The sequence below is a fragment of the Caldinitratiruptor microaerophilus genome, assembly GCF_025999835.1.
Taxonomy (GTDB): domain Bacteria; phylum Bacillota; class Sulfobacillia; order Symbiobacteriales; family ZC4RG38; genus Caldinitratiruptor; species Caldinitratiruptor microaerophilus.
Window position 1 is genome coordinate 3,037,633 of record NZ_AP025628.1, and the last position, 24,025, is coordinate 3,061,657.

The window sequence follows — 24,025 nt, forward strand, 5'->3', positions numbered from 1 at the left end:
GTGCTCGACCTCAAGTTCATCCGCCAGAACCCCGAGGTGGTCCGGGAGGCCGCCCGCAAGAAGGGGGTGGAGGTGGACGTCGACCGGCTCCTCGCGCTCGATCAGGAGCGCCGCGGCATCCTGACCGAGGTGGAGGCGCTGAAGGCCCGCCGCAACGCCGCCTCGGCCGAGGTGGCCCGCCGCCGCCGCGCCGGGGACGAGGCGGCCGACCTGATTGCCGAGATGCAACAGGTCGGCGACCGCATCGACGCGCTGGACGGGCGCCTGCGTGCCGTCGAGGCCGAGCTGCAGGAACTCCTCTACACCGTCCCGAACATCCCCGACCCCGACGTTCCCGAGGGCCCGGACGAGACCGCCAACGTCGAGGTGCGGCGGGCGGGCGAGCCGCGCCGGTTCGACTTCGAGCCCCGGCCGCACTGGGAGATCGGCGCCCAGCTCCGGGGGCTCGACTTCGAACGGGCGGCCAAGGTCGCCGGGAGCCGGTTCGTGATCCTGCTGGGCGGGGTGGCCCGGCTGCACCGCGCCCTCATCGCCTTCTTCCTGGACCACCACCTGGCGAAGGGCTACCGCGAGGTGCTCCCGCCCGTCGTGGTGAACACGGCCTCGTACTACGGGAGCGGCCAGTTCCCCAAGTTCAAGGAGGACGTGTTCAGCCTGGCCGGCACGGACTACCACCTCGCTTCCACGGCCGAGGTGCCCCTGGTGAACATGCACCGGGACGAGATCCTCGACGGGGCCGCGCTGCCGCTGAAGTACGTGGGCTTCTCGGGCTGCTTCCGGGCCGAGGCCGGCGCCGCGGGCCGGGACACCCGCGGCCTCATCCGCCAGCACTACTTCGAGAAGGTGGAGATGGTCCAGTTCACCCGGCCGGAGGAGTCGCCCGCCGCCCTGGAGGAGATGACCCGGAGCGCCGAGGAGATCCTGGAGAAGCTCGGCCTGCCGCACCGGGTGCTCCTCATGTGCACCGGGGACATGGGCTTCGGCCAGGCCAAGAAGTACGACGTCGAGGTGTGGATGCCGAGCTACGGCCGCTACGTCGAGATCTCCAGCGTCAGCAACATGCGGGACTTCCAGGCCCGGCGCGCGAACATCCGCTACCGGCCGTCGGAGAAGGCCCGGCCGGAGTTCGTCCACACCCTGAACGGTTCGGGGCTCGCCGTCGGCCGCACCCTCGCCGCCGTGCTGGAGAACTACCAGGAGGCCGACGGCACCGTGACGGTCCCTCCCGTCCTCCGCCCGTACATGGGGGGGATCGACCGGCTCACGCCGGACACGCCGTGAGGGTCTGGGGCGAAGGTCGGCCATGACGCCGCGCCCGCCGGCCGGCCGCCCCCGGCCCCGTCCGGCCCGACGTCCGCCCCCGGGCCTGACAGGCCCGTTGCCCGCGCCGCCGGCCGCCCCGAGCCCGCCAGGACAAGCGTTGTGCCGAATACCCCTTGGGGTATATGGCGCAGAAGTTGTGCGTGTTCGGCACTTGGGCCTCCTCATCGGGGTCCGTGTCGACGCGTAAGTCAAGTGATGTAACCAACGCACGGCAGGCTCACCGGGCCGCAGATGGTCGAATGCGCCTTCGCGGGCACGCCGGGATCGTTCTTGTGCCAGCGCTCGGCCCTCCGCCGGGTCAAGAGTTGTATCATCCCCCGTCGACGTCGGTCAACGCGGTCCGTCCACCACCGCCGCCTGCCCGACGCCGGCAGCCCACCCCGCGGCGCTCCCCAAGACGTCCGATGGTCCCGGGCCGCACGCCGTTCCTCTTGTCGCCGTCCGTCATCGTGCCGTATCATGATGAGGCGACTCGGAGAGGTGCCGGAGCGGTTTATCGGGGCGGTCTTGAAAACCGCAGTGGGCCCCGGGCCCACCGTGGGTTCGAATCCCACCCTCTCCGCCATGCGAACGAACCTCCCGCCGCAGCGGGGGGTTCCCTGCCATCGGCGCCGCACCCGTCCCGGGCGCCGGGACGGGTGCGCTACTATGGCGCGACCCGGCAGCGCCGGGCGCAAGGGGCGGGGGTTCTCCGACGGCCTGCGCCACGCGTGTTACGAGGGCCGGCTGGCCTACCCCGGCCACGAGGTCGCCTGCCGCGTCCGAGTGACGAACCCCCGGCGGCCCCTGGCCATCTCCGCCAACCTGCCCACCTGGAAGTCCCGCGTGCTGGACGTCGGGATGCCCGCCTTCATCCTGGCGCTGGTCGACCCCGCCGGCGGGGTGATCGCCAGGAGCCGCGGCGGGAGCGGCGATGAGGTCCCGATCTCCTCGACGTCAGTTACCGCTGCGAACACCCGCCGGCCACCGACCCCCCGACCCGCCGGCTCAGCCACATGGCCAGGAACGGGCCGGCCAGGGCGATCACCAGGAACCGGGTCAGGTGCATGGCCGCGACGACCGCGGTGTCGGCGCCCAGGTCGTGCGCCGCCGCCGTGATCGCATCCATCGCCCCCGGCAGGGCGCCGAGGAGGGCGGTCGCCACGTCCACCCCGGCCGCGAGGTGGAAGGCGTAACCCGTGACCGTCGATAGCGCGAGGAGGCCGGCGATGATCCCCAGGTCGACGGCGGCCGCTCGCCCGAGCAAGGCCAGGGTGCCCCGGTCGAACCGTGCCCCCACCGACACGCCGATGAGCGCGAGGGCGAGTGACTGGAGGACGGGGGGGACGGTGCCGGTCTCGACCCCCGCCCACCGCAGCGCAAGCCCCAGCGTGAAGGGGCCCAGGAAGTTCGGCGCCGGGAGGCGGAGCCGCCCGGCGAGTAGAGCGGCAAGGCAGGCTGCGGCGGCCAGGGCGGGGTAGTGGCTCGGCGGGATCCAGAGCGGCGCTCCCGCAACGCCCCCAGCCTGGGCGAGTGCCGCCCGGGCCGCCGCACCGCCCGCTCCGGCTGGAGGCCCCGGTGCGGGCAAGCGCCCGCTGCCGATCCACCCCTCGAGCGCCGCCGTGAGGAGCGGCCCCGCGGCGGCGACGGCGACCACGCGCAGGTACTGCAGGGTGGCCACGACGCGCGGGTCGGTGCCCAGGTTCGTGCTCATCGCCACGATGCCGGAGGCGGCACCGGGCAGCGAGCCGAGCAGGCCCGAGCTCACGTCGATCCCCGTCCACCGGGCGAGGAGGTAGCCCCCCAGGACGCTGGCAGCCGTGGTCACCACCACGACGAGGAGCAGGGCCCCGGCGCTGTGCCCCACGGTGCGCAGCGCGTCCGGCCGGGAACTCAGTCCGATGCCCAGCCCGAGCACGACCTGGGCCGCCACCAGGAAACCGCCGGGAACCGCCCGGGGGAGCCCCGCGGCGAGGCGCAGCAGCACGGTCACCGCCAGCGGGCCGACGAGCCAGGGGGCGGGGACGTGCAGGCGCTCCGCGGCCCACCCTGCGGCGGTGGCGCCCAGAAGGACCAGGGCGAGGGCGACCGGCCCGTCCGGCTGCCCTCGCCCTCGTCCCGCCTCTGCCAACACGATCGCCTCCGGGGAAACGCCCGCCGGAATGCGGGCGGGAATCAATCCTTACGTGTATCGAGATATTCGTCTGCCCGGAACGCGACTCCTCCGACGGGTGCCGGGATCGCGCACGGCGAGGTGACCCGGCGGAGGCGGCCCGCCGGCAGAAATACCCACGACTGGAAGTCTATTCGCACCGGCCGTTGCGGCCCCGGGGCGGCCTGTGTTATGATTCAGGTTGCGATCGCGCGCCCGTAGCTCAGATGGACAGAGCAGCGGTTTCCTAAACCGCGGGTCGGCGGTTCGAGTCCGTCCGGGCGCACCAGTCAAGAGAGATGCCAACCCGCCAGGCTCAACGCTTGGCGGGTTGGTATTTGTAGGCAGGAGTATGCAGCTCTGTGTTTCGGCCCCGACGTGCAAACGGATTGCAAACGTAGCCATTGCAACTTATTTGGAGCGGCCCGAGGCTGGTCTCGGCCACCCCCAGGGTGGTCTTGGGGAACCACTTCGTGAGCATGATAACGAAACGTTGGCAACATGGACAAGCAGACCTTGTGAACGGACATGGCCTGGTGTACGTCTATTCTATGATCGAGAGGTCAGGAGTTGTCTTGCGCCCACAAGAAGTTCGGCTGTAGAATCTCTCACGAACATACGTTCGATAGACGCGAAGGGGGGGCGCTCCACGGTGCACTTGAATCCGGAGCGGGTGCGCGAGATGGCGGTCGTACTGCTTCGCGAGGGGCACTTTGCTGTGGCAGACGCCTTCACTGATCTAGCGGCTTGGTTAGATGGGGAAGGTCCGGAAGCTCCTTCTGGAGGACCCGGTACAGACGGACCGCCTCCAGGACCTCCTCAGGGGAATAGCCCTGAGAAACCAGCGTGAGAACTGCGGGCTCCCATTCCTCAGGCCAGGGCGGCCGGCGGTTGGGGTCGTCGGTTCCGGTCAGGAGGTAGTGCACTGCCACGTCAAAGTACTTAGCCAGTTTGAGCAGTGTCGCAAGGTCCGGTTCCCGTGTGCCTCGTTCCCAGTTGCCGACGGCTTCTGGGGTAACGCCCAAGTAGTTCGCTATGTCCTGCTGGGTGAGGCCCTTCGCGGTGCGGAGGGCCTTCAGCATTTGGCCGAACAACCAGGCCGCCCCTCCCCCAAACGTACCGTTTCCCCGAGTATTTTAGGCTAACACCGTGTCGGCTAGTAGACTTCTCGTAGCGACATTCCGTTTGACAGGTCTTGACACAAACGAGACGTCATGGTACGGTGGTCCTGACGATCTAACAGATTGTTGGATATGGCGGTGGTACGACGGTGCGGAAGGCCATGCGCGATGCCCGGCTACGTCTGGGTCTGAGCCAGGAGGACCTCGCCCAGATGGTGGGCACCACCCCCGAGGCCATCGGCCTGTACGAATCCGGGGAGCGGCTCCCGCCACCCCGGGAGGCGGCCATCCTGGCCCTGACCCTACGGGTGCCGGTGTACGAACTGTTCCGAGAGTACGCCCCGCTGTTCACGGCGACGGTCGGCCTGCGCGCAAGCCAGGAGGCAGATCCAGGTGAGCGGTGACGTGTGCGTATCGTGCGGGGTCCGCCGGGAGGCCGTGCGGACGGCAACCGCCGAGGCGGTCTCCTGCGGGTGCGGGACGTTCCTGGTGCGGGGTTACTGGGAACGGATCACGGCCCGGGGATGGGTGCGAACCATGCGGGTCCGAAGCGCCCGCCGGGCCCGAAGGGGGGAACGTCGGGATGCTGCCTGAGGAGCCGGACCTTTACGGGTGGGTGGACTTGGACCACTGGCAGCGGTGGCGCGACGCCCTGGCCGAGTACCAGAACGAGCAGGGCCGGCTGCCAGACAGGAACTGGCGGGCGCTATTTCGGCTGGCCACGGTCACGCCGAACCTCTGGCGCCACGTGCGGTCCCACATCTGGTACCGAGATGGCACCGTCCACCCCGGGGTGGAGGATGGCGGGCACCTTTCTCACGGTGAGCGGCTCGTGCTGGCCGTGGCCCTGAACCTGTTCTGGGAGCGCGGTGTGATCAACCTGGCGGATCTGGCCCACACGCTCGGACTGTCGTGGTGGAACGTGGTCATGGTGGCCTTGGATGAGTTCCGGGGGGGCCACTAGGTGGAGCGTCGGATCATCGGGCTCTGCGAGGTGTGCGGTGGTCCGGTGGAGGAGCGGCAGTGGCCGCCGGATGAGTTCGGGCCGGCCGAGACCGTCTGGGCGTGTGACCGGTGCGGTTGGTACTGCGACCTGCAGATGGACGGCTGGGAGCCGCCGGTGCTCCTGTCAGCGCCCTACGGAGATGGGCGGCCCAAGAGGCAGTCTCCTCAGGGCGGGGAGGAGGTGGGAGCCAGGATGGTGCTGATCGAGCAGGTATCGGGCGGCCGGCGCCGGCGGTGTGACGCCCGGTGTTACAACGGCAAGCACGCCCGGTGCCGCTGCGTCTGCGGGGGGACGAACCACGGCAAGGGCCTGCGCCAGGCCCAGCAGAACACGGCCGAGATGGCTGAGGCGATGCTGCGAAACGCCCGCACCATGGGTGCCGAGCTGCACATCCCCACAGAGGTCCTCGATGCTGTCAGCCACCACAGCCAGATGCGGTTCTCTCTGTGACTGGCCGCCCCGAGGCGGCTACCGGGTACCTGCCTGAGAGGTTGTGAACGCAGGTGGAGCCGGGTGGGGAATCCGGCTGGGTAGGTGCTCGATGGCCGCTCCCGGAGCGGCCGAGAGGGCAGGAGCCGAGGTGGACACAGTCCCGGCCGGGCGCATTCTCGGTGCCACCTGCCCCCTCGACCGCCCCGGGGGCAGGGCGGACCCCCATGATGCCACGAGGCAGGCCATGTCGCGACGCCCCGGAGCCGGCAGCCCCACGGAACCAGCACCCGGCCGGCCCGGGGCGGAAGGGAGGTGAACGGCACGTACAGCCGCAAGACCGTCCGATACATCGAGGAGCTCGGCCCGTCCGGTTCCCGGTACTACCGACAGGAACTTATCACCAGTCGGTCGTGGCGAGACCCGTCCAGCCTGTACTGGACCACCCCGAGGCCGATCACCGAGCGGATGTTCAGGCGGGCCGAAGCCCAGGGGTTTCCGGCGGTGCGACGGCGACCCCAGGGCCGATTGGCGGCGGTGTTGCCGATCAGGAGGTAAGTCCGTGCGGTACTCCGAGTTCCCGTATGTCGCCAGGAAAGCATGTGTCGATGCCAACAAAGAGTTGGCTGCTGTTTGTCAGATCTGCCCGTTTGCCCGGCTGTGCGAGGGATGCCCGGTTGCTGAGGCCCGCCGAATCTTGAACGACCTTCAGGTGCAGGCCACATGGGCCGAAACGGGCGTCAGCAACGCACTTGCCAAGCGACAGATCGGGGAAGGACGCAGGCAGTTCGCCGTGATCGAGGGAGGGAAGCAGCGTGCCACCGAGTACCAGCGAGCTGGTTCTGAGCCGCATTCGGGCGAGGCATGAGGACTCCGGGTTCGACCCTTCGGAGATTCGGCTGTCGGAGGCCGGGGGCTGCCCGAGAAAGCAGACCCTACGCATCCTGGGGTACCCCGCAGAGGAGGTAACGGACAGGCAGCTCGGGATCTTTGAAGCCGGGGACTACTGGGAGGACTACCTGTTCCACACGTGGTCGGAACTGTACCCCCGGCGGGTCCGCCGGCAGGTACCTGTGCGGACTCCGTACGGAGTGGGCCACATCGACCTGTGGGTGGCGCCGGAACGGCACATCGTGGAGTGCAAGACCACCCAGGCGAAAAGCCGGGACTACCTGCCCATGGACCAGCACCTGGCCCAGGTGCAGATGTACCTGCACTTCTGGGGCCGCCATCGCTCGGCGACCGCCGAGGTGGCCTACGTGATCAAGGAGACCGCCGAGGTCGTGAGCTTCCCGGTCCAGTACAACCGCTACTGGGCTGAGGAACTGGAGGAGGGCCTGCGCCGGATCGCTCAGCACGTCACGGAGGGCAGGCCGGCGCCGGTGCCGGAGGGATACAGCCCGGACAGCTTCCCCTGCGGCTGGGGTGACGGCCGCTGCCCGTACTGGTCCCACTGCTGGGGCGACGACGACATCCGGGTGGCGCCGCCGACGCCGGAGGAGCTGGCCCCCGTCCTGGAGCCCCTGTTCGCGCAGTACGCGGCGGCCAAGGCCCGGCTGAAGGCTGCCGAAGACCAGGCGGAGGCGATCAAGTCCGAGGTGAAGAGCCTCGAGGCACGCATGGATGAACTGTTCCAGCGGGCCGGGGTGAACGTCCTGCGGGCCGGAGCCTGGGAGGTTCAGCGCACGCCGGTGGCCGGCCGGCCGAAGCTGGACCTCGACGCGGCGATCAAGGCCGGCGTGATTGACCCGCAGGCGGTGGCCCCCTACATGGGTACCACCGCCAGCTACACCCGCTGGACGATTCGGCAGCCGAAGGAGAAGGCGAAGGAGGCGAAGCGGTGATGCCCAGGGACGTGGACCTCGTTCCGGCAGAGCAGGAGGCCCGGATGCCGGGCATCCTCCTGCCCGACATGGTGATGGACTTCGCGCACATCAAGCGCCGTATGGAGGAGCTTCAGGCGTTCGTCCGCGACTACATGGTCCCCGGCGAGGACTACGGGGTGATCCCGGGGACCGACAAGCCGACCCTGAAGAAGCCGGGTGCTGAGAAGCTCTGCGACGTGTACGGCTTGCAGCGGCTGTTTGAGATCGTGGAGCGCGTCGAGGACTGGGACCGGCCGCTGTTCCACTACGTGGTCCGGGCGGACCTGATTCACGCGGCCAGTGGAAAGCTCATCGCCCAGGGGCTCGGGGCGGCCAACAGCATGGAGGACCGGTACCGCTGGCGGTGGGTGTGGCCGTCGGAGGTCCCGCCGCACCTTTCCAAGGACGGGCTGGTATCGAAGACCGTTCAGACCAGGAACGGTCCGGCCAAGAAGTACCGCATCCCGAACGACGATCCTTACACCCTGGTCAACACGCTGATCAAGATGGCCAAGAAGCGGGCCTTGGTCGACGCCGTGCTGTCGGCCACCCGGTCCAGCGGTATCTTCACCCAGGACCTCGAGGACCTGGCAGATGCCGGGATGGATGAGGACGAAGAGGAGCGGCCCACCCGTCACCAGCCGGCGCCGCGCCAGCCGCAGGCGCGATATGGGAACGGCAACCGCCGGGCCTCGGCTCAGGGCGCCCCGGCCCAGGAGAACGGCACCGGCAACGGCCAGCCGCCCGCACAAGCAGCCGACCCGCTGGCCCAGCTCCGTCGGGAGATCATCGCCTTCGCACGCCAGGTGTTGGGCTACAGCGATGAACAGATCCGGTTCGTTGCCCGGTCGGCGGCTGGACGGGAGATCACCAGCCTGAAGGACCTAACGGAGGACGAACTACGGACCCTGGATGGCATGCTGCGGGACGCGGCGTCGCCCCAGGAGTAAGTCGAGGTGCCCGCCCGTGGATCGCGTGGAGTTGATACCCATCGAGGTTGGGAACGTGTGCTCGTGCGGCGAAGAGCAGGCGCTGTACGCGCTGGCCGGCATCCGCGTGGGGCGGCGGTGCCTGGCAGATCTCGTGGAACGGGCGATACAGGATCCGGACGTGTGGCGGGATCTCGAGCTGCGTGGCATCAGCCTCGGAGGTGGGGGACATGCGGGTACGCGTTGAGACCCGGGCGCTCCGGGAGGCCCTGGCCACAGCCGGACGGGCTGTGGCGTCACGGGCCAGCATACCCGTACTCTCCAGCGTGCTCCTCGGGGCGCACGCTGACGGCCTGAGCATCACGGGGTACGACCTTGCTCTTGGGATTACGGCCAGGGTACGGGCCGCTGAAGTGGAGCGCGAGGGGGTGGGGTGCCTCCCGGCCCGCCCCCTGCTGGCGATGGTCGACCGGCTGGACGCTGCGGAGGTGGCCATCGACTGGGACGAGGAGCGATGCGTCGCGGAGATCACCTGGGCTGGCGGACGATACCGCTTGTCGGGGTTTTCCGCTGCGGACTACCCCTCCCTTCCTCCGCCTCGGGGCGGGCCGGCCCTGCGCCTGGCTGTGGAGACGATCCGGCACATGATCGGCCAGACGATTGTCGCCGTGGCCTCTGGCAGCGACAAGGCGCACCTTCAGGGCGTGCATCTCCGAGGTGGGAGCGACGAGCTGCTGGCCATGAGTTCAGACCAGGTTCGGGTGGCGCTCAAGCTGGTGAGGGGCCAGAAGCCGGCCGTGCCGTTTGAGGTCACGGTGCCGGCCGCTGCTTGCCGGGCGCTCCTCGCCGTTCTGCCCGACGAGGGGGAAGTGGCCGTCTATGTGGTCGAACAGGCGCTGGTCTGGGATACGCCTGAGGTCACGGTCGTAGCCCGCGGGATGGATGGCCGGTACCCGGACCTGGCTCGGGTGGTCCCGACTCGTTATGGGCCGGCATTCGAGGCAGACCGGCGGGCGTTTGCAGAGGCGCTGGAGCGGGCGGCCGCTGCCGCTGATGCGGTCGATCTGCGGCTGGTCCACGGCGAGGTCCAGATGACGGCCCAAAATGACCTGGGCACCTACGAGGAATCCATGCAGGCTGACGTGCGTCTGGAGGAGGGCGACGCGTTCACGATCCGGTTCAACCCCAGGTATCTGGTCGACGGCCTCAAGGCCTTGCACGGTGAGCGTGTACGGCAGGAATTCATCGACGCGCGGCAGCCCTCTCGGCTCATCGACCCGGACGACGACAGTTACCAGTATGTGGTTCTTCCGATCGTGGTCTTTTGAGGGGGGAGCAGTTCGTAGCCTCGATGGCAGATGAACGGTACGTAACGTTGAATGAGGAGCGGTGGGACGATCTCGGCAAGGCAATTGACGCGGCATTCCTGCTGGTCATGTTGAAGGGGAAAGATGTAGAGGTTGACGCTGTATCCGCGGAGATAAGAGAGCTTCTTGTAAAGTGGGCCGAACAGAAGAAGGAGCAAGGGCAACTGGTGCCACCCTATCTGATGATGCTGGCCTTGCTGATGATCATCGAGAGCCTGCGACTCGTGGTGTTCAAGACGGTGCAGGTCAAGAAGCTCGACGGTGGGGAGGTGAATTAGGGGGGTGAGTGATAGCAAGACGACGACCACGCAAGCGCAGCGTGAAGCCCTGAAGGCAGCAGGTTGGAAGATGGATTACGAGTACCCTGGAGTCTTTGAAACCTGGAAACACACGAAGCGTCCCTCAACGTTTCGATGCTATCGGGGTTGCATCCTGAACTTCCACGGACCTCTCAACGAGGCAAAGCGTGTCATCGCGATCTTGGAAGGGGGCCAGTCCTGTGTCCATCCGTGAGATTCATGCTGGGTCAGACCAAACAAAACGTTTGGTCGCAGAGGTTGCTGCCGGGAAGAAGGACCGGGAGGCCGCGATTGATGAGTTGGCCGAGCGGTACCGGCCCAAGGGATTCATCCCGCGCCGGCGGGGCGGGCGCTGAAGCTGCGACGCCGGAGCCGGGATGGCTCCGGTCGAGGGTGTGGGTGGACTTCGAGGTGGCGGCCAGGGCACGGGAAGTGGCCCGGCGCACCTGGCCGCCCTTCGGGCCAGCCGATGAGAGGGAAGTCTGGCGAGAGCACGTCGTAGTCCGGGGCGGCGAGGGACCCAAGCCAGTGCGGCTCCTGTCGGGAGAGTGGATCATCCCCGGGTGGCCCCCGGATGGCCAGGCCCTGCCGCCGCCCCTCACCCGGGAGGAGTGGGAGTCGTCTCGGGAGTGGATCGCGTGGTGCATGGGGGCGCCCATCGTGACGCCCGGTTCGAGCGCCAAGAGGGCGAAGCTGACAGAGGCAGACCGCCGGCGCATCGCAGAGCGCCAGAAAGCGAGGACCCGGAAGAAGGCTAAGGGGGCATGACCGTGATGGATCTGGAGCGACTTCGTAGGGCTGGCGAGTTGTACGTGTGGCTCCTCGTCGTGCGTGAGGCCATGGCAATCCTGGCTGCACTGATCGGTTTCGGTGCCCTGCTGTGGACGCTGGCCAAGTTCTGGGAGGCGGCCAGAGTTTTGGTTGGCATGTAGGGGGGAGGGGGCGTGATCGGCAACCGGCGTACGGGGTACCCCGTTCAACTCGTGGATGGCCACCCGGCGGTGGCGGAACTGCCCCTGAGAGATGGCGAAGAGATGGAGGTCCGCCTGGACGGAAAGTGGCTGACCGGGATCGTGCGCTTCAGTCCGTCTGACGGATGGGGGATCGTTCTAGCAACCAACCCGGACGGTACCGGGACCCTTGTGAACGTTGCCCTGCGTGACGGCATGTTGCTCCGGTGGCCGCTCCGGCGCCGTGCCTTGCGGGCCGGGTGACCAGTGGGGGCGGTACGCGTGCAGGCGTTTGAGTCGCTGCGGTGGGTGTTCCAGAACTCCACGCTCACGACAACCGAGAAAGTCGTGCTGACATGCCTGATCCTGCACGCGGATGAGACGGGGCGCTGCTGGCCTGGGAGCGATACGCTGGCGACGGAAACGGGGCTTAGCCGTCGGGCCGTGCAATACTGCTTGAAGCAATTGGAAGCCAAAGGGTTGATCGCCAGAGAGGCGATGCCTCCGAAACGCACCATCTACACGGTGCACCTGTTGCAGGGTGCATCGGATGCACAGTGCACCGGATGCACGGTGCAACAGCTGCACGGTGCACCAGATGCACAGTGCAACTCGTGCACGGTGCAAGAGGTGCGCCGAACGGTGCACCAGGTGCGCCGTACCGTGCACCACGTGCGCCGTAACGGTGCACCTGGTGCGTCGATTGCAGTAACAAATGAGCCCGGAAACCAGCCTCCAGAGCGGGATTCCGGAACTGGAAGCGACGCCGAACTCCCCATTGAACTCCCCAATGAACTCCTCAATGAACTCCCCAGAGAGAGTACACACGACGCGCGGCGTCGTGCCTCCTCCCCTAAAGCCAACACGAAGCACAACCGGACGGTCAGCGAAGCGGAGCGTGCGTTGGTCGATCAACTGTGGCAGCACCTCAAAGTGAGTGACGCGTTACCGGCCGACACCGACCGGTTCTACTGGCGCCTCGTCAAACAGGCACGTGACCTCTTGTCCGCCCGGTCGCTGGCCGAGTGGGCGGCCTGCATCGAGTGGGCCCTGCAGGACTCGTACTGGAGGGAGCGGCTGACGGACCTTCGTCAACTGGGCGAAAAGGTGTGGCCTCAGTTTGCCCGGCGGCGGAACCGTGAGACCACTCCTGGACGGCCCAAGTTGCTAGAGCCGGAGGAGGTTTCCGATGACGACATCCGTTGACCGGCGACCTCTTCCGCAGAATCTCGAAGCCGAGCAAAGCGTCCTCGGCGCGATCCTGCTCGACTCTGAGGTCGCCGGGTGGGTCCTCAACGAATTGCCGGCGGACGACTTCTACGCCGATCGCCACAGGATCATCTATCGGGCCATGCAGGCGCTCGCGGCCGAAGGGCGACCCATCGACCTCGTGACCGTTGGAGAGCGGCTACGTGGCGAGGACACGGAGAAGTGGGGTGGGTTGTCGTATCTGGCGCACCTTCAGGGCTTCGTGCCGACGGCGGCGAATGTCGGGGCGTACGCGGAGATCGTGATGGAGCAAGCTCGCCGACGCCGGTCGATCCAGCGGATTCGGCGGGTTCTCGACGGCCTGTACGACCCGGCGGAGGACCTGACGGACCTGGCCTTGCTGGCCGCGTGGGCGGTAGAGGACTCGCCCGGCCAGCACGCCGACGTGGAATCCATCGGGGAGGTGGCGGCCCGGCGCGTGACCGAGCTGCGGTCACGTCCTCCTGGCCAGATCCCCGGGCGAACCACGGGTTTCCAGGTGCTGGACCGCCTGACCGGAGGGCTTGAGCCCGGCGCCCTGTATCTGCTGGCCGCCAGGCCGGGGATGGGAAAGACGGGACTCGGTCTGGCCATCGTGCTGCGGAGCGCGGCGGCCACGGGGCTCCCCTGGCTGGTGGTGTCCCGGGAGATGACGGCGGAATCCCTGAGCGACCGAGCCGTTGCAAGCCTCGCCCAGATTCCCCTCGGCCTGCTCCGGCGCAACAGTTTGGCTGAGATGGGATGGACCAAGGTGGCCGACGTGCTGGAGCGGCTACACGGGCTGCCGGTCTATGTGACCACTAGGGCCCGGCGGGTCTCAGAGATTCGCGACCGAGCCCGTGCCTTGCAGAAGTCGGCGAACGGGAGGCTCGGCGGCATCATGGTGGACTACCTGCAACTGTTGCAGGCCCGAACGAAGGGCGGCAACCGCCAGGAGCAGGTAGCGGAGATCAGCCGGGACTTGAAGAACTTGGCGGTCGACCTTGACACCCCCGTGCTGGCCCTGGCCCAGGTATCCAGGGCAGTCGAGGGGCGGGAGAACAAGCGCCCGACGCTGGCCGACCTCCGGGAGAGTGGCCAGCTCGAAGCCGATGCTGAGGCGGTACTGTTTCTGTACCGGCCGGCCTATTACGACCGCTTGGAGGGCAAGGAGACACCGCCCGCGGACAAGGTGGAGGTGATCCTGGCGAAGCACCGGAACGACGAGGTGCGAACGGGCGAGTTGCTGTTCCACCCGGAGTGGGTGCTGTTCGATGACCCGGTGGGAGGGAACGGGACGTGACGGAACTGGAGCGGGTGGCTTATGAGCGGGCGGCGGGACACGTGCAGGACGCCATCTTCGCCCTGAATGCGGCGGTCCATGTGAGGGAAGCCGCTCGCTGCCAGGCGGAAGGGATCGTGATCGAAGCCGCCTCGCACCTGGCCATGGCCAGGGTGCTCATCGGCAAGCTCTTGGGACGGAGGATGGTGTATAGTGAAAACAACAGCGTTTAAGACGGGCATGCTCATGTTCCTCATCGGTGCCAGTGCCTTGGATTCTCCTGGAGCGGCAGGATGGTATGCATTCGGACTTGGGCTCGCCGGCGTCATCCTGATGGTGTGGGCCTACCGCCGGGAGACGAGGTGTTTTCGTGCCCATGTGGAAACGAAACGTATGATACGCGCTGTGTCACACGAAACGTTATATGGTGATGCGCGTGAGGGTGGCGGAACGGGTTGACGAGCGGACTCGGCGGGAACTGGAGCGGATCATGACGGAGCGGCCGAAGCCGGGCCGTGGTGGTCTGCTGCCCGGGGAACGGATGCCTCCACCTCAGGTACCGAAAGACGGAGGCGGACCCACTGTGGAGTCCGTGGCCGGAATGGTCGGGGAGGTCCTGGCCCTGCTTCGGTTGGTCTGGGCAGAACAGCAGAACCTGCGGCGGTACGTGCAAGCTGTGGCGGCTCAGCAAGGGCGGAAGAGGCGCGCTGCGACGGAAGGCCAGTTGAGGCTGCCCATATAGGGGGAGGGCGGTCCCGGAATGACACCGCAGGAGCGGTTTGATACCAACAGACCGTTAGCATTCTGGGTGGCCAACCGGTATCGCGGCATGATACCGGCATCCGACCAGCTCGACCTGGAAAACGCCGCCCTGGTCGGACTTTGGAGAGCGTGCCTGAGGTACGACGAGGGTCGTGGGGTTCGGTTCTCCGGTTTCGCCGTGGCGTGCATCACGAACGAAATCCGGCAGCACATTCGCAGCACCTACCGGAAGGTCCCCTTCACCGTGATCTCTCTGGACGAACCGGTACCCGACACGGAGGGCCTCACGGTCGCTGACATGATCGGCTATGAGCCGGACCTCGGGGAGCGAGTGGTTTACCAGGAGCTGGCACAGATAGTGCGGGACGTGGGTGGGTGTGAACTGGCCGCCATGCTCATCGGTGGCCAGCCGGCTGCGGTGGTGGCGCGGAAAGCTGGCGTGAGCCCCAGCCAGATCTCAAGGCGACGCTCGAAGGCCATTCGTCGGGTACGCCAGGCACTTGCTGCTTGTGTGTAAGGGTCGGCCGTACGCCTGCGGACGAGGGAGCGTGTGGGGTGTTCGTATGTCAGCGCTTGAGAAGCGGTGGACGCGGGAGCGCGTAACGGCGGTGCTCGGACCTCCGGGGTCGCGCCGGATCACTCTCGGGCTGGCGTCGAAGGAACTCGGGCTGAGCATGCGTCAGACCCGTCACCTGCTGCGGCTGTACGGGTACGACCGGGCAGATGGAGGTGAGCGAGACGGCGCACCGTATGCCGCCGGCCGTACGGGTCGGCAGGGACATCGAGGCGATGTTCGACTGGGGCACCACCGGCACCACGTACTGGCTGGAGATCCGAGTGGCTCTGGTGACCGGCCACCCGAGCTACGGGGTACCCCTCCGACCCCACGAAGAAGGGCTGATCCTGGCCCGGCAAATCATGCGCCTGCTGCCGCCGGCGCAGGCACGGGAGGCCGAGCGGGCGGTCAGCGCCGCGCTCGGGTCCTGTGGGGGTGGGCCGCATGGCGGTAGACGACGTGCTCGACCGCCTCGAGGCCGAGGGGAGGAAGCGTCGGGTGGAGCGACGAGCGGCCCGCCACACCCCCGAGGCCAAGGAGAAGCGGAACCGGGGCCGGACCCAGGCACGGCGGGGGTACAGAGCCGAGAAAGAGATCGAGGCCCGGCTTGAGCGGTTTGGGTTCCGCCGGGTGCCCCTGTCCGGTCGGCTCGGCGGCCGGTACAGCGGCGACCTGCGCCGGGAGGGTTCCGGGGTCCTCACGGTCCTCGAGGTCAAGCGTCGGCAGGGAGGCCAGAAGCAGCTCAGGGCCTGGCTGGCCCAGGGTGGGGCTCAGGGGCTGGTCTTGGTACCGGGCGGTGGAGATGAGCCGGTGGCTGCCATGACGCTCAGTACGCTTGAGCGGCTTCTGGAGGAGGCGGGGTACCTGGGGGGCGCGGGGCGATGAAGCGTCACCTGATCGGTTCCATTCACACCAGGGAGCGGGCGGACCCGCCCATCCTCAGGGTGCTCAGCCTCGGGGCCGGGGTGCAGTCGACCACCCTCGCGCTCATGGCGGCGGAAGGGGTGATCGAGCGACCCGACTGCGCCATCTTTGCAGACACCGGCTGGGAACCCCGCATCGTGTACCGCCACCTGGATTGGCTCATCCCCCTGCTGCCCTTCCCTGTCCACGTGGTGACCGCCGGCAACATCCGTCGCGACACGCTTGATGCCGTGATGGGGATCCGCTCTCGGGTGGCCCAGCCGCCTGTCTACGTACGAAGTCCAGATGGATCTCAGGGTATGTTGCGGCGGGCCTGCACGGGGGACTACAAGGTTGCCCCCATCCGACAGAAGATCCGAGAACTCGCGGAAACGCACCCTGATTGGAGACGCCCGTCCGGCCTGGCCTGGGTGGAGCAGTGGTTCGGCATCTCACTCGATGAGGTCCACCGCATGAAGATGCCCGATGTTGGGTGGATCGAGCACCGTTACCCCCTCATCGAACTTGGGTTGACACGTCTGGCTTGTCTGGAGTGGCTGCGGACCAGAGGCTACCCCGAACCGCCTAAGAGCAGCTGCGTGGGGTGCCCCTACCACAACGACGCCTACTGGCGCTGGTTGCGCGACCACAGCCCTGACGAGTGGGCCCAGGCTGTCGAGTTCGACCATGCGATCCGCCGTGGGCTGCCTCACGTACGCGGAGAGGCCTACCTGCACCGGTCGATGGTGCCCCTGGATCAGGTCGACCTCAGCACGCCCGAGGAACGAGGGCAGATCACCTTCGACTTCGAGGACGGCTTCGGGAACGAGTGTGATGGCATGTGCGGTGTGTGAGGGGGTTGAGGGGCGATGACGCTGGAGGAACACCTGCAACACCTTGCCGATCTCGTGACGGCCAACCGGGCCGTGAACTGGGAACTGGATGACCAGGCGGCCGAGATGGTGCGGGAGTTCGGCCGTGAGGTCATCGGGAAGATCGCCGAGGTGTGCCAGTGCAGTCGGCAGCGGGTTCGGGACCTCATCGCGGTTAGCGTCACGTTTCCGGAGGACCAGCGGCACCCCGACGTTCCCTGGTCGGTGTACCTCGCCGCCGTCCGGGCCGCCAAGCGCTTGGAGATGCCGCCGCAGGAGGTGCTGGAACTGGCGATGCGTGAGGAGTTGTCTGCGGCCCGGGTGCGCCGGCTCGGGACGAAGGAGCCGTATGTGCTACGGTCCACCTGCGGCCGGTGCGCCGCTCGGGTGGTGGTGGAGACAGACGCGAGTCGGGGCCACATGCCCGTGATCTGCCCGTTGTGTGCCGATGACGGGGAGCGGGTGGTCCTGGGCTATGTCGGTCCCGAACCGGTACCCGAGGAGGTGCGGCCATGCTGAAGCCTGGGGAGACCGTCACGTGGACCTCGCAGGCCCACGGATCGGTCAAAACGAAGACGGGCACCGTCGTTGCCTATGTCGGCCCCGCTCAGGATGCGTACCGGTTCATCCCGCCCGGACTCGGGCGAGGCCGGGTTCATTTCCAGCAGTACAGCCAGGTACCGCGTTACGTCGTGGCGGTGCCGCGGCGGTCGGGGCTCCTGGACTACTACGCGCCGCCAGCACGCCTGCTTGAGCGGCTGGCACCGGAGGGATAGTCCCATGCGGACCGCCGAGGTTGTCGTGCGACTGGCGGAGCGTTGGGGGCCGGTGGCAGCAGTGGCCCTGCGATGCCCACGCTGCCGGGCGGACGACGGGCTGGTCGTGCGGCTCCACTCGGCGGCCATCGGGCGTTGCGTCTATTGCGGGTGGCGGGCCTCTCTCCGGTGGCTCCTGGCGCCCGAACGAGAGCAGAGGGATCGGGAGATCAAGTGGTTGATGAAACCGGAGGCCGAGGTGATTTACTGATGGAGGCCGGCAGGTTGAAAGTGGCACCTGAGCTGGCGGACCCTCGGCGCCCCCGGTGCCCTCGGTGCGGGCAGGAGATGCAGCGACGTGGCCCCGGTTGGTGGGCATGCCCGGACGGCCACGGCGAGTGGCTGGATGCCGACGAACAGAACGATACTGAGCCGCCCGCCCAGGAGGGACGATACCCGAGAATGCCGTGGGAGGCGAAGCAGTACCGGACCTGGCTTGGGTTGCCCTTGCTCGGGTGCCATATCCCTCGGCACCCCTCTGAGGACGTGCCGCGAGGTCATTCGGGGAAGGGGAGGAGTTCGAGCCGAGGCCGCGGAGCTTCGCCCCAGCGGCAGAAGTACGAAGCCTGGCTCCGACGCACACTCCCCGGCAGACACGCCCGATCTGTTGTAGTCAGTTGCAAGCCAACGAAATGTGTGTTATAATCCAGCCGGACAAATGCGTGGGTTCCGTCCCCCGCAGTGGCCGCCCGGGTTTTTCCCGGGCGGTTTTCTATGCGCCAAAACGGTTTTGCGAGGTGGTTCGCATGGCTGGAGGCAAGGTGGCACCGTCGAAGCCTGATGTTCCGTTCACCGTTCGCAAGCTGCCACGCGGTCTGAAGCTGCAGAAGGCCCCCAAGGAGGCGAAGAAGCAGTGACGCTGCATCCGTGCCAGATCGCCGCGGTTAGTCCGGTCCGGATGCTGAACAGTGGTCTCACGGCCAGGGGAACAGGTGTGAAGGTGCTGTACTCGAACTCGCCAGAAAGCCTCAAGTACCGTCAGAACGACTTGCCGTCAAACCCTGAGATCATCGCCACCCTGGACGCGGGGTACTATCTCGCCGGAGGAATCCCCATCTCTGGAACGCCGATCAGGGTATACATGTACCACCTCAACAACGTGGGCTCGGATCTTGAGTTCCTGGTGATGGTAGGCAATTCGGGAACCCAGACCATCGACGTGGTAGCAAACGGGTACGGGGCCGATCACAGCGGAAATCACTTCGACAACGCTCAGGAGGCTGCCTCGAACGCCTGGGAGTGGTATCTGTACCGGCGTGGGACCGAACAGGTACTCTTCTCCGTTGGCCCAGGGGAAATTGCTGCCGCGGCACTCACTGTTCCGGCCGGCAAGGTTGGAGTTTTGATCATGGAACTCCGGGCCGTCAACCAGGCAGATGGTTCGCCGGCCTCGGACGCCGATCTCTTCTTGGCGGCTATGCAAGCGACGATTGCCGGCACGACCATCGTTCCAGCGCCCCACCAGTACACCCAGCAGCAGGTCAACTTCGGCGGTTGTTCCGGCACGGTGCCTTACGGTGACATCCGGTTCGGGCAGGTCGTGCGCGGGGTGTGGGAGGTAGGGGACATCCACATCCCCATCGACCACGTGCTGGGGCAGAACGAGTATGTGGAGATCGGAGCGCGGGCTGCGTGCGATCCGTTCGGCGTCCCAATGGTGCCCGGTGAACTGCTGTGGGGCTACGACTGGACCTTCGGCAGCGGTACGCAGGTCTGGTGCTACGGCTCGTATCCGTTCCTGTACCGGTTCGACATCACCTGGCGGAACACGGTGTCCTTCGAGCGGGAGGGGAGGACGTATCTCCAGTTGAACCCGGAGTTGTCCCCTGAAAGTAATTACATGTTCCTCACCGAGCTGAGCGGTGCCAGCCGGGCATTCTCGCCCATCTGCCGGGTGCCGGCGTCGGCCTCTGAGGGGTGGCCAGTGCACTCGGTACTGGTCCCGGCCAACTCGTCGGTGGTCACGCGGCTTGAAACCGCGATCCCGGGCGGAGGGTCCGGGCACGTGCGCCTAATCCTGGTGTAGTCGCAAAGACGCCTGCAAGAACGCAAAGCGTGCCCCGGTGGCGAACCGCCGGGGCACGTGCAGCGATCAGTCGGCCTGTGGCAGTAGACGAATCGTGATCTCGACTGGCTGGCCCATGACTTCCTCCCCATCTAGCTTGATAACAGGCGCCAACACCAATCGCGCCGGAAGAGCGGGTGCTTGCCGCATCCCGTCTCGGACAGGTCCCCACGAGATCCGAGCACGGGCAAGCCCTCCGAGAATCCAGTAGTAATTGCGGCCGAATGTGGCGGGTTCGCCCTGGATGGGTACCATCTCCACAACCGCGTCACCCTCTAGCACACGGATGGAAACGGGCGGCGGCAGTACCTTGGGGTCCGTGGGGTACGTAGGCATTCCGCCGGGCGGCCATACGAGCCGTCGTGGATCAGGAGGGACATCTTCAGGGAGACGAACCTCGAGGTCGAGGGACAGGGATGGCGGTGAAACCAGCTCTCCAGCGCTTGCCCCGTCTCGAGTTGAGCGAACGAACCCGGCGGTAGTGCCCGGAGGAAGGGGCGGAGGCTCGGGAAGCTTGGGAGGGCCGCTGTCTTGTGTCTGGAAGGAGACACCCGACTTCTCGACCTTGATGATCTTCAGCGGGACGTCCGGATGCGGCGGTTGGCTGAAGGACGCTTGAACGGATCTGGTCGGCGCGTCCTTGCACCCGCAAGCAGTGGCCCCGCTGAAGAGGGCTGTGAAGAGCCCCATACCGACGACGGCCACGGCATGAACTCGCCGCATGTGCGTCACCTCCGTGTGCTTAGACGTGCAGAATGCTCCTCATGTTGCCGCAAAACTGTTTGACAGTGTGGAGGGCACATTGCTGTGGAGATCCGCCGGGTGCCCATCGCTCGGATTGAGATGGCCCCGTACAATCCCCGGAAGGACCTCAAGCCGGGGGACCCGGAGTACGAGGCCCTGCGGCGGTCGATTGGGCACTGGGGCCTTGTCGAGCCACTGGTCTGGAACGAACGTACGGGGCGGCTCGTCGGCGGCCACCAGCGACTGAAGGTCCTGATCGAGCAGGGCGTCCAAGAGGTCGAGGTAAGCGTCGTCAACCTGGATGAGCACGAGGAGAAGGCCTTGAACCTCGCCCTGAACAAGATCCAGGGTGACTGGGACGAGGAGAAGTTGCGGGCCGTCCTGCTCGAACTGGACGACCACGGGGTGGACCTGGCACTCACGGGCTTCTCCGAGGCTGAGTTTGAGGATCTGGTGGGCGAGGGGGCCGGCGGCGGCAGCGTGGCCGATCAGGACGAGGACGAACTGCCCGAGCTTCCGCTGGAGCCGGTCACACGGCCCGGCGATCTGATTCTCATGGGCGAGCATCGTCTCCTGTGTGGCGATGCGCGGGATCCGGAATCCGTACGGCGTCTCCTTGCCGGTCGGACCGTGGACCTCCTGGTCACGAGCCCGCCGTACAACGTCGGGGTCCGCTACCAGAGCTATGACGACCGCGAGGTGGACCGGGACGATTACCTGACCTTCTTGCGCCAGGTGTTGCGAATCTGGGTCCCGGCCCTGGCCCCGGGCCGGTTCGTGGCGTGGAACGTTTGGGTCTCGCCCAAGACGTATCACTACCACCAGGCCGTCCTGCTCGAGGAGGTCGGCCTTCAGTTCTGGCGTCAGCTCGTCTGGGTCAAGAAGGGCATCCCGGTCCCGCATTTCTACAGCCAGACGAAGCGCCACCCGGAAGCCCGCAGGTATCACCCGAGCTACCGGCACGAGGTGATCTACCTGGCGACTGCCGGCGAACCGCGCGGCCTGGTATACGACCCCTCGTGGGACCACGAACTCGTGTACCTGTTCTCTACGGGCCCGCCGGAGTACGGCAGCCCGATCATGCTGCCTGGAGCGGGCGAATCCGATGTCTGGGACTTCATCAACCAGTCCACGACGAGCCGAGACATCCCCAACGCTCCCCCGGGAGCAGAGCATCATTCCAACCTGGATCGCCGCAGCGTGAAGCTGCACCCGGCCACGTTCCCCGTCGCGCTGCCGCAGACGCTGATGGGCTACCTGACGGCGCCGGGGGAAACGGTGCTTGACCCGTTCTGCGGCGCCGGCACGACGATCCTGGCGGCCGAGAAGATGAAGCGTGTTGCCCTCGGGGTCGAGATCGACCCCGTTTACTGTGACCTGGCGGTGATGCGTTGGGAGCGGATGACGGGTCGGAAGGCCGAGAGACGCCCGAAGGAGGAATGGTAGGCGATGGACGCGCCGGCACCGTGGGAGCGGCAGCCCGGGGAGCCGGCGAGGGCGTATACCAACTTTTGTCTGTACCGTGACCTTCTCCCTGCCGAGCGCTCTCTGAGGAAAGTTGCGGAACGTGTCGCCGAGAGTTCGTCAAAACCTCGTCGGGTATCGGCCGTCGTACGTCAGTTGCAAAGGTGGTCATCTCGCTGGCGCTGGGTCGAGCGGGCAGCCGCCTGGGACGCCGAGTTGGACCGCCGGCGCCGGGAGGCCATGCTGAAGGAGGCTCGGGAGACCCAGGAGCGCCACCTCCGCATGGCACGGGCGATGCTGACCATCGTTGCCCGGCGCTTGCAGCAGATCGATCCTGCCGAGCTGACCCCAAAGGACGCTGCCCGGTGGGTGCAGGTGGCGGCAGAGTTGGAACGCCTGGCGCTGGAGCAGCCAACGGCGGTGTTGGAGCACCGTGGAACGCCGGCGGAGCAGTGGATCAACGCGATTCTGGAGGTCTGGCGCCGGCGGCAGGCCGGAGGAGAAGGTGGCAGCGGTGCCGACCGCAGCGCATGAGCATGGTCGCTCGCTGAATGTAGTCCCGGAACTCCGCAAGGCCCAGGAGGATTGGCTGGCCGACCCTGCCCGATGGGTTCGCGAGGTCTTCGGAGCCGAACTGGATCCGTGGCAGGTGGCCGTCCTCCGTGACCTCGACGCCGGCCGTAACGTCGCCGTGCGGTCTGGCCACGGCGTAGGGAAAACGGCCGTGGCCGCCCTGGCGGTGCTCCGGCAGCTCGTCCTGTACCCCTTCTCCGTGATCCCGTGCACCGCCCCGACGCAGCACCAGCTCCTCGATGTCCTGTGGCCCGAGATCGTGCGCTGGATCGAACGCAGCCGCGGCCTTGGGGAGATCCTTTACTGGACCGCGACGAAGGTTGCCGTCAAGGGCCACGAGGCCACGTGGTTCGCCGTTGCGCGCACGTCGAACCAGCCCGAGGGGTTGGCCGGCTTCCACGCGCCGCGCCTTCTATACGTCGCCGATGAGGCCTCGGGCCTGTCGGAGGCTGTCTGGCAGGTCATGGACGGCGCCCGAACCACCGTGGGGGCCAAGATCCTCGCCATCGGCAACCCAACCCGCCGCTCAGGCGGGTTCTTCGATGCCTTCCACCGCCACCGTGCCTCGTGGAGCTGCTACCACGTGTCCAGTGAGACATCGCCCCGGGTCGATCCTGGCTGGGTCGAGGACATGGCCCGCAAGTGGGGTCGTGACTCGGATGTGTTCCGGGTCCGCGTCCGGGGAGAGTTTCCGTTGGGCGAAGACGATGCGTTCATCCGGCTCGACCTGGTGGAGGCTGCGGTCCATCGGGATGTGCCGAAGGGCGGGGATGTCCAACTGGGCGTTGACGTGGCCCGGTACGGCGACAGCGAGACGGCCATCGTGGCCCGGCGAGGAAGCCAGGTTCTGTGGCTGGAAGCGTACCGCAAGCGGAGTGTCACGGAGGTTGTTGGTCTGGTCCTGGCCGCTGGCCGGAAGGTGATGGCGGCCACCGGGGCCGAGCGAGTGACGGTGAAGGTGGACGATGCAGGCGTCGGCGGCGGCGTCACCGATGGCCTGAGCGACCATGCACGGGAGGCGCCGTGGCTCGAAGTCGTTCCGGTGAACTTCGGCGGCCCGGGTGACGGCCAGCACTACGCCAACGCGGCTGCCGCCATGTGGGGCCATCTTCGCGAGCTATTCCAGGCAGCCGAGATCAGCATTCCCGCCGACGATGACCTGATCGGTCAGCTGACCACGAGGCGCTACCGAGTCAACTCCAGGGGGCTCATCGAGATCGAGAGCAAGGAGGACCTGCGGCGGCGGGGCCTGCCCTCGCCCGACCGGGCCGATGCCCTTGCGCTCGCGTTCTGGACGCCGGAGCCTGTCCTACCCGAGCCGGACATCTTCTGACGAGGGAGG

29 protein-coding genes and 2 tRNA genes are annotated in these 24,025 nt (G+C 67.1%); 28 read left to right on the forward strand and 3 right to left on the reverse strand.

Annotated elements, in window-relative coordinates:
* A complete protein-coding gene (gene serS, locus caldi_RS14715) occupies nt 1-1,281 on the forward strand; it encodes a serine--tRNA ligase (protein WP_264842512.1) in 1,281 nt (426 codons plus the stop codon).
* A gap of 516 nt (nt 1,282-1,797) precedes the next feature.
* A tRNA-Ser gene (locus tag caldi_RS14720) sits at nt 1,798-1,888 on the forward strand.
* 166 nt (nt 1,889-2,054) lie between these two features.
* Here the strand turns inward: caldi_RS14720 and caldi_RS14725 are convergent.
* Nucleotides 2,055-2,279: a hypothetical protein gene (locus tag caldi_RS14725; protein ID WP_264842513.1), complete on the reverse strand. Its 225-nt coding sequence runs from the start codon at nt 2,277-2,279 to the stop codon at nt 2,055-2,057.
* Nucleotides 2,264-3,433: an AbrB family transcriptional regulator gene (locus caldi_RS14730; protein WP_264842514.1), complete on the reverse strand. Its 1,170-nt coding sequence runs from the start codon at nt 3,431-3,433 to the stop codon at nt 2,264-2,266. The genes caldi_RS14725 and caldi_RS14730 overlap by 16 nt, the downstream gene beginning before the upstream one ends.
* A 233-nt stretch (nt 3,434-3,666) precedes the next feature.
* On the opposite strand from caldi_RS14730, the gene caldi_RS14735 reads away from it, so the two are divergent.
* Nucleotides 3,667-3,743, forward strand: a tRNA-Arg gene (locus caldi_RS14735).
* 442 nt (nt 3,744-4,185) lie between these two features.
* Here caldi_RS14735 and caldi_RS14740 read toward each other — a convergent pair.
* Nucleotides 4,186-4,536: a helix-turn-helix domain-containing protein gene (locus tag caldi_RS14740; RefSeq protein ID WP_264842516.1), complete on the reverse strand. Its 351-nt coding sequence runs from the start codon at nt 4,534-4,536 to the stop codon at nt 4,186-4,188.
* 188 nt (nt 4,537-4,724) lie between these two features.
* Here caldi_RS14740 and caldi_RS14745 point away from each other — a divergent pair, with 188 nt between their 5' ends.
* The 25 genes from caldi_RS14745 (at nt 4,725) to caldi_RS14865 (ending at nt 24,016) form a co-directional block, all read left to right on the forward strand.
* Nucleotides 4,725-4,979 carry a helix-turn-helix transcriptional regulator gene (locus caldi_RS14745; RefSeq protein WP_264842518.1) on the forward strand — a complete coding sequence of 85 codons (255 nt, stop codon included), beginning with the start codon at nt 4,725-4,727 and terminating at the stop codon, nt 4,977-4,979.
* A gap of 179 nt (nt 4,980-5,158) precedes the next feature.
* Nucleotides 5,159-5,539 carry a hypothetical protein gene (locus tag caldi_RS14750; protein ID WP_264842520.1) on the forward strand — a complete coding sequence of 127 codons (381 nt, stop codon included), beginning with the start codon at nt 5,159-5,161 and terminating at the stop codon, nt 5,537-5,539.
* Nucleotides 5,540-6,031 (forward strand): hypothetical protein, encoded by a 492-nt coding sequence (locus caldi_RS14755; protein ID WP_264842521.1) that lies wholly within the window; start codon nt 5,540-5,542, stop codon nt 6,029-6,031.
* Nucleotides 6,032-6,572: 541 nt separating this feature from the next.
* Nucleotides 6,573-6,878 carry a hypothetical protein gene (locus caldi_RS14760; protein WP_264842522.1) on the forward strand — a complete coding sequence of 102 codons (306 nt, stop codon included), beginning with the start codon at nt 6,573-6,575 and terminating at the stop codon, nt 6,876-6,878.
* A complete protein-coding gene (locus caldi_RS14765; RefSeq protein ID WP_264842523.1) occupies nt 6,826-7,854 on the forward strand; it encodes a PD-(D/E)XK nuclease family protein in 1,029 nt (342 codons plus the stop codon). Before caldi_RS14760 ends, caldi_RS14765 begins: the two co-directional genes overlap by 53 nt.
* Complete coding sequence (locus caldi_RS14770) at nt 7,854-8,825, forward strand: hypothetical protein (RefSeq protein ID WP_264842525.1); 972 nt, start codon at nt 7,854-7,856, stop codon at nt 8,823-8,825. The genes caldi_RS14765 and caldi_RS14770 overlap by 1 nt, the downstream gene beginning before the upstream one ends.
* Nucleotides 8,826-8,841: 16 nt before the next feature.
* Nucleotides 8,842-9,051 (forward strand): hypothetical protein, encoded by a 210-nt coding sequence (locus caldi_RS14775; RefSeq protein ID WP_264842527.1) that lies wholly within the window; start codon nt 8,842-8,844, stop codon nt 9,049-9,051.
* Complete coding sequence (dnaN, locus tag caldi_RS14780; RefSeq protein WP_264842529.1) at nt 9,035-10,132, forward strand: DNA polymerase III subunit beta; 1,098 nt, start codon at nt 9,035-9,037, stop codon at nt 10,130-10,132. The genes caldi_RS14775 and dnaN overlap by 17 nt, the downstream gene beginning before the upstream one ends.
* Before the next feature lie 23 nt (nt 10,133-10,155).
* The gene (locus caldi_RS14785; RefSeq protein ID WP_264842530.1) at nt 10,156-10,449 is read left to right on the forward strand and encodes a hypothetical protein; all 294 of its coding nucleotides are present in this window, start codon (nt 10,156-10,158) and stop codon (nt 10,447-10,449) included.
* 420 nt (nt 10,450-10,869) lie between these two features.
* On the forward strand, nt 10,870-11,238 hold the full coding sequence (locus caldi_RS14790) for a hypothetical protein (protein WP_264842531.1): 369 nt from the start codon (nt 10,870-10,872) through the stop codon (nt 11,236-11,238).
* Between the two features lie 2 nt (nt 11,239-11,240).
* Entirely contained in the window at nt 11,241-11,402 is a 162-nt protein-coding gene (locus caldi_RS14795; protein ID WP_264842532.1) for a hypothetical protein, read from the forward strand.
* A gap of 12 nt (nt 11,403-11,414) precedes the next feature.
* Nucleotides 11,415-11,684: a hypothetical protein gene (locus caldi_RS14800; protein ID WP_264842533.1), complete on the forward strand. Its 270-nt coding sequence runs from the start codon at nt 11,415-11,417 to the stop codon at nt 11,682-11,684.
* A gap of 18 nt (nt 11,685-11,702) precedes the next feature.
* Nucleotides 11,703-12,626 (forward strand): helix-turn-helix domain-containing protein, encoded by a 924-nt coding sequence (locus caldi_RS14805; protein ID WP_264842534.1) that lies wholly within the window; start codon nt 11,703-11,705, stop codon nt 12,624-12,626.
* The gene (locus caldi_RS14810) at nt 12,610-13,950 is read left to right on the forward strand and encodes a replicative DNA helicase (protein ID WP_264842536.1); all 1,341 of its coding nucleotides are present in this window, start codon (nt 12,610-12,612) and stop codon (nt 13,948-13,950) included. Before caldi_RS14805 ends, caldi_RS14810 begins: the two co-directional genes overlap by 17 nt.
* Nucleotides 13,947-14,162, forward strand: coding sequence for a hypothetical protein (locus caldi_RS14815; protein ID WP_264842538.1), 216 nt, complete (start codon nt 13,947-13,949; stop codon nt 14,160-14,162). Before caldi_RS14810 ends, caldi_RS14815 begins: the two co-directional genes overlap by 4 nt.
* Nucleotides 14,163-14,689: 527 nt before the next feature.
* The gene (locus tag caldi_RS14820) at nt 14,690-15,208 is read left to right on the forward strand and encodes a sigma-70 family RNA polymerase sigma factor (RefSeq protein ID WP_264842539.1); all 519 of its coding nucleotides are present in this window, start codon (nt 14,690-14,692) and stop codon (nt 15,206-15,208) included.
* A 483-nt stretch (nt 15,209-15,691) separates the two neighbouring features.
* Nucleotides 15,692-16,132, forward strand: coding sequence for a hypothetical protein (locus caldi_RS14825; RefSeq protein WP_264842540.1), 441 nt, complete (start codon nt 15,692-15,694; stop codon nt 16,130-16,132).
* Entirely contained in the window at nt 16,129-17,004 is an 876-nt protein-coding gene (locus caldi_RS14830) for an adenine nucleotide alpha hydrolase family protein (protein WP_264842541.1), read from the forward strand. The genes caldi_RS14825 and caldi_RS14830 overlap by 4 nt, the downstream gene beginning before the upstream one ends.
* 15 nt (nt 17,005-17,019) lie before the next feature.
* A complete protein-coding gene (locus tag caldi_RS14835; protein WP_264842542.1) occupies nt 17,020-17,541 on the forward strand; it encodes a hypothetical protein in 522 nt (173 codons plus the stop codon).
* Entirely contained in the window at nt 17,535-17,798 is a 264-nt protein-coding gene (locus caldi_RS14840; protein ID WP_264842543.1) for a hypothetical protein, read from the forward strand. Before caldi_RS14835 ends, caldi_RS14840 begins: the two co-directional genes overlap by 7 nt.
* 4 nt (nt 17,799-17,802) lie before the next feature.
* Entirely contained in the window at nt 17,803-18,048 is a 246-nt protein-coding gene (locus caldi_RS14845) for a hypothetical protein (protein WP_264842544.1), read from the forward strand.
* A 642-nt stretch (nt 18,049-18,690) separates the two neighbouring features.
* Nucleotides 18,691-19,863, forward strand: a complete 1,173-nt coding sequence (locus tag caldi_RS14850) for a hypothetical protein (protein WP_264842545.1) — start codon at nt 18,691-18,693, stop codon at nt 19,861-19,863.
* Nucleotides 19,864-20,724: 861 nt separating this feature from the next.
* Complete coding sequence (locus caldi_RS14855; protein WP_264842546.1) at nt 20,725-22,092, forward strand: site-specific DNA-methyltransferase; 1,368 nt, start codon at nt 20,725-20,727, stop codon at nt 22,090-22,092.
* Between the two features lie 258 nt (nt 22,093-22,350).
* On the forward strand, nt 22,351-22,644 hold the full coding sequence (locus tag caldi_RS14860; RefSeq protein ID WP_264842547.1) for a hypothetical protein: 294 nt from the start codon (nt 22,351-22,353) through the stop codon (nt 22,642-22,644).
* The gene (locus caldi_RS14865; protein WP_264842548.1) at nt 22,625-24,016 is read left to right on the forward strand and encodes a terminase B; all 1,392 of its coding nucleotides are present in this window, start codon (nt 22,625-22,627) and stop codon (nt 24,014-24,016) included. The genes caldi_RS14860 and caldi_RS14865 overlap by 20 nt, the downstream gene beginning before the upstream one ends.
* The last annotated feature ends 9 nt before the right edge of the window (nt 24,017-24,025 follow it).

Excerpts from the sequence above, each read along its gene's own strand:
- caldi_RS14785 (WP_264842530.1), top strand. The coding sequence starts at position 10,156 with ATGGCAGATGAACGGTACGTAACGTTGAATGAGGAGCGGTGGGACGAT.
- dnaN (WP_264842529.1), top strand. The coding sequence starts at position 9,035 with ATGCGGGTACGCGTTGAGACCCGGGCGCTCCGGGAGGCCCTGGCCACA.
- caldi_RS14750 (WP_264842520.1), top strand. The coding sequence starts at position 5,159 with ATGCTGCCTGAGGAGCCGGACCTTTACGGGTGGGTGGACTTGGACCAC.
- caldi_RS14810 (WP_264842536.1), top strand. The coding sequence starts at position 12,610 with ATGACGACATCCGTTGACCGGCGACCTCTTCCGCAGAATCTCGAAGCC.
- caldi_RS14840 (WP_264842543.1), top strand. The coding sequence starts at position 17,535 with ATGCTGAAGCCTGGGGAGACCGTCACGTGGACCTCGCAGGCCCACGGA.
- caldi_RS14860 (WP_264842547.1), top strand. The coding sequence starts at position 22,351 with ATGCTGAAGGAGGCTCGGGAGACCCAGGAGCGCCACCTCCGCATGGCA.
- caldi_RS14770 (WP_264842525.1), top strand. The coding sequence starts at position 7,854 with ATGCCCAGGGACGTGGACCTCGTTCCGGCAGAGCAGGAGGCCCGGATG.
- caldi_RS14740 (WP_264842516.1), bottom strand. The coding sequence starts at position 4,536 with ATGCTGAAGGCCCTCCGCACCGCGAAGGGCCTCACCCAGCAGGACATA.
- caldi_RS14835 (WP_264842542.1), top strand. The coding sequence starts at position 17,020 with ATGACGCTGGAGGAACACCTGCAACACCTTGCCGATCTCGTGACGGCC.
- caldi_RS14825 (WP_264842540.1), top strand. The coding sequence starts at position 15,692 with ATGGCGGTAGACGACGTGCTCGACCGCCTCGAGGCCGAGGGGAGGAAG.
- caldi_RS14830 (WP_264842541.1), top strand. The coding sequence starts at position 16,129 with ATGAAGCGTCACCTGATCGGTTCCATTCACACCAGGGAGCGGGCGGAC.
- caldi_RS14845 (WP_264842544.1), top strand. The coding sequence starts at position 17,803 with ATGCGGACCGCCGAGGTTGTCGTGCGACTGGCGGAGCGTTGGGGGCCG.
- caldi_RS14820 (WP_264842539.1), top strand. The coding sequence starts at position 14,690 with ATGACACCGCAGGAGCGGTTTGATACCAACAGACCGTTAGCATTCTGG.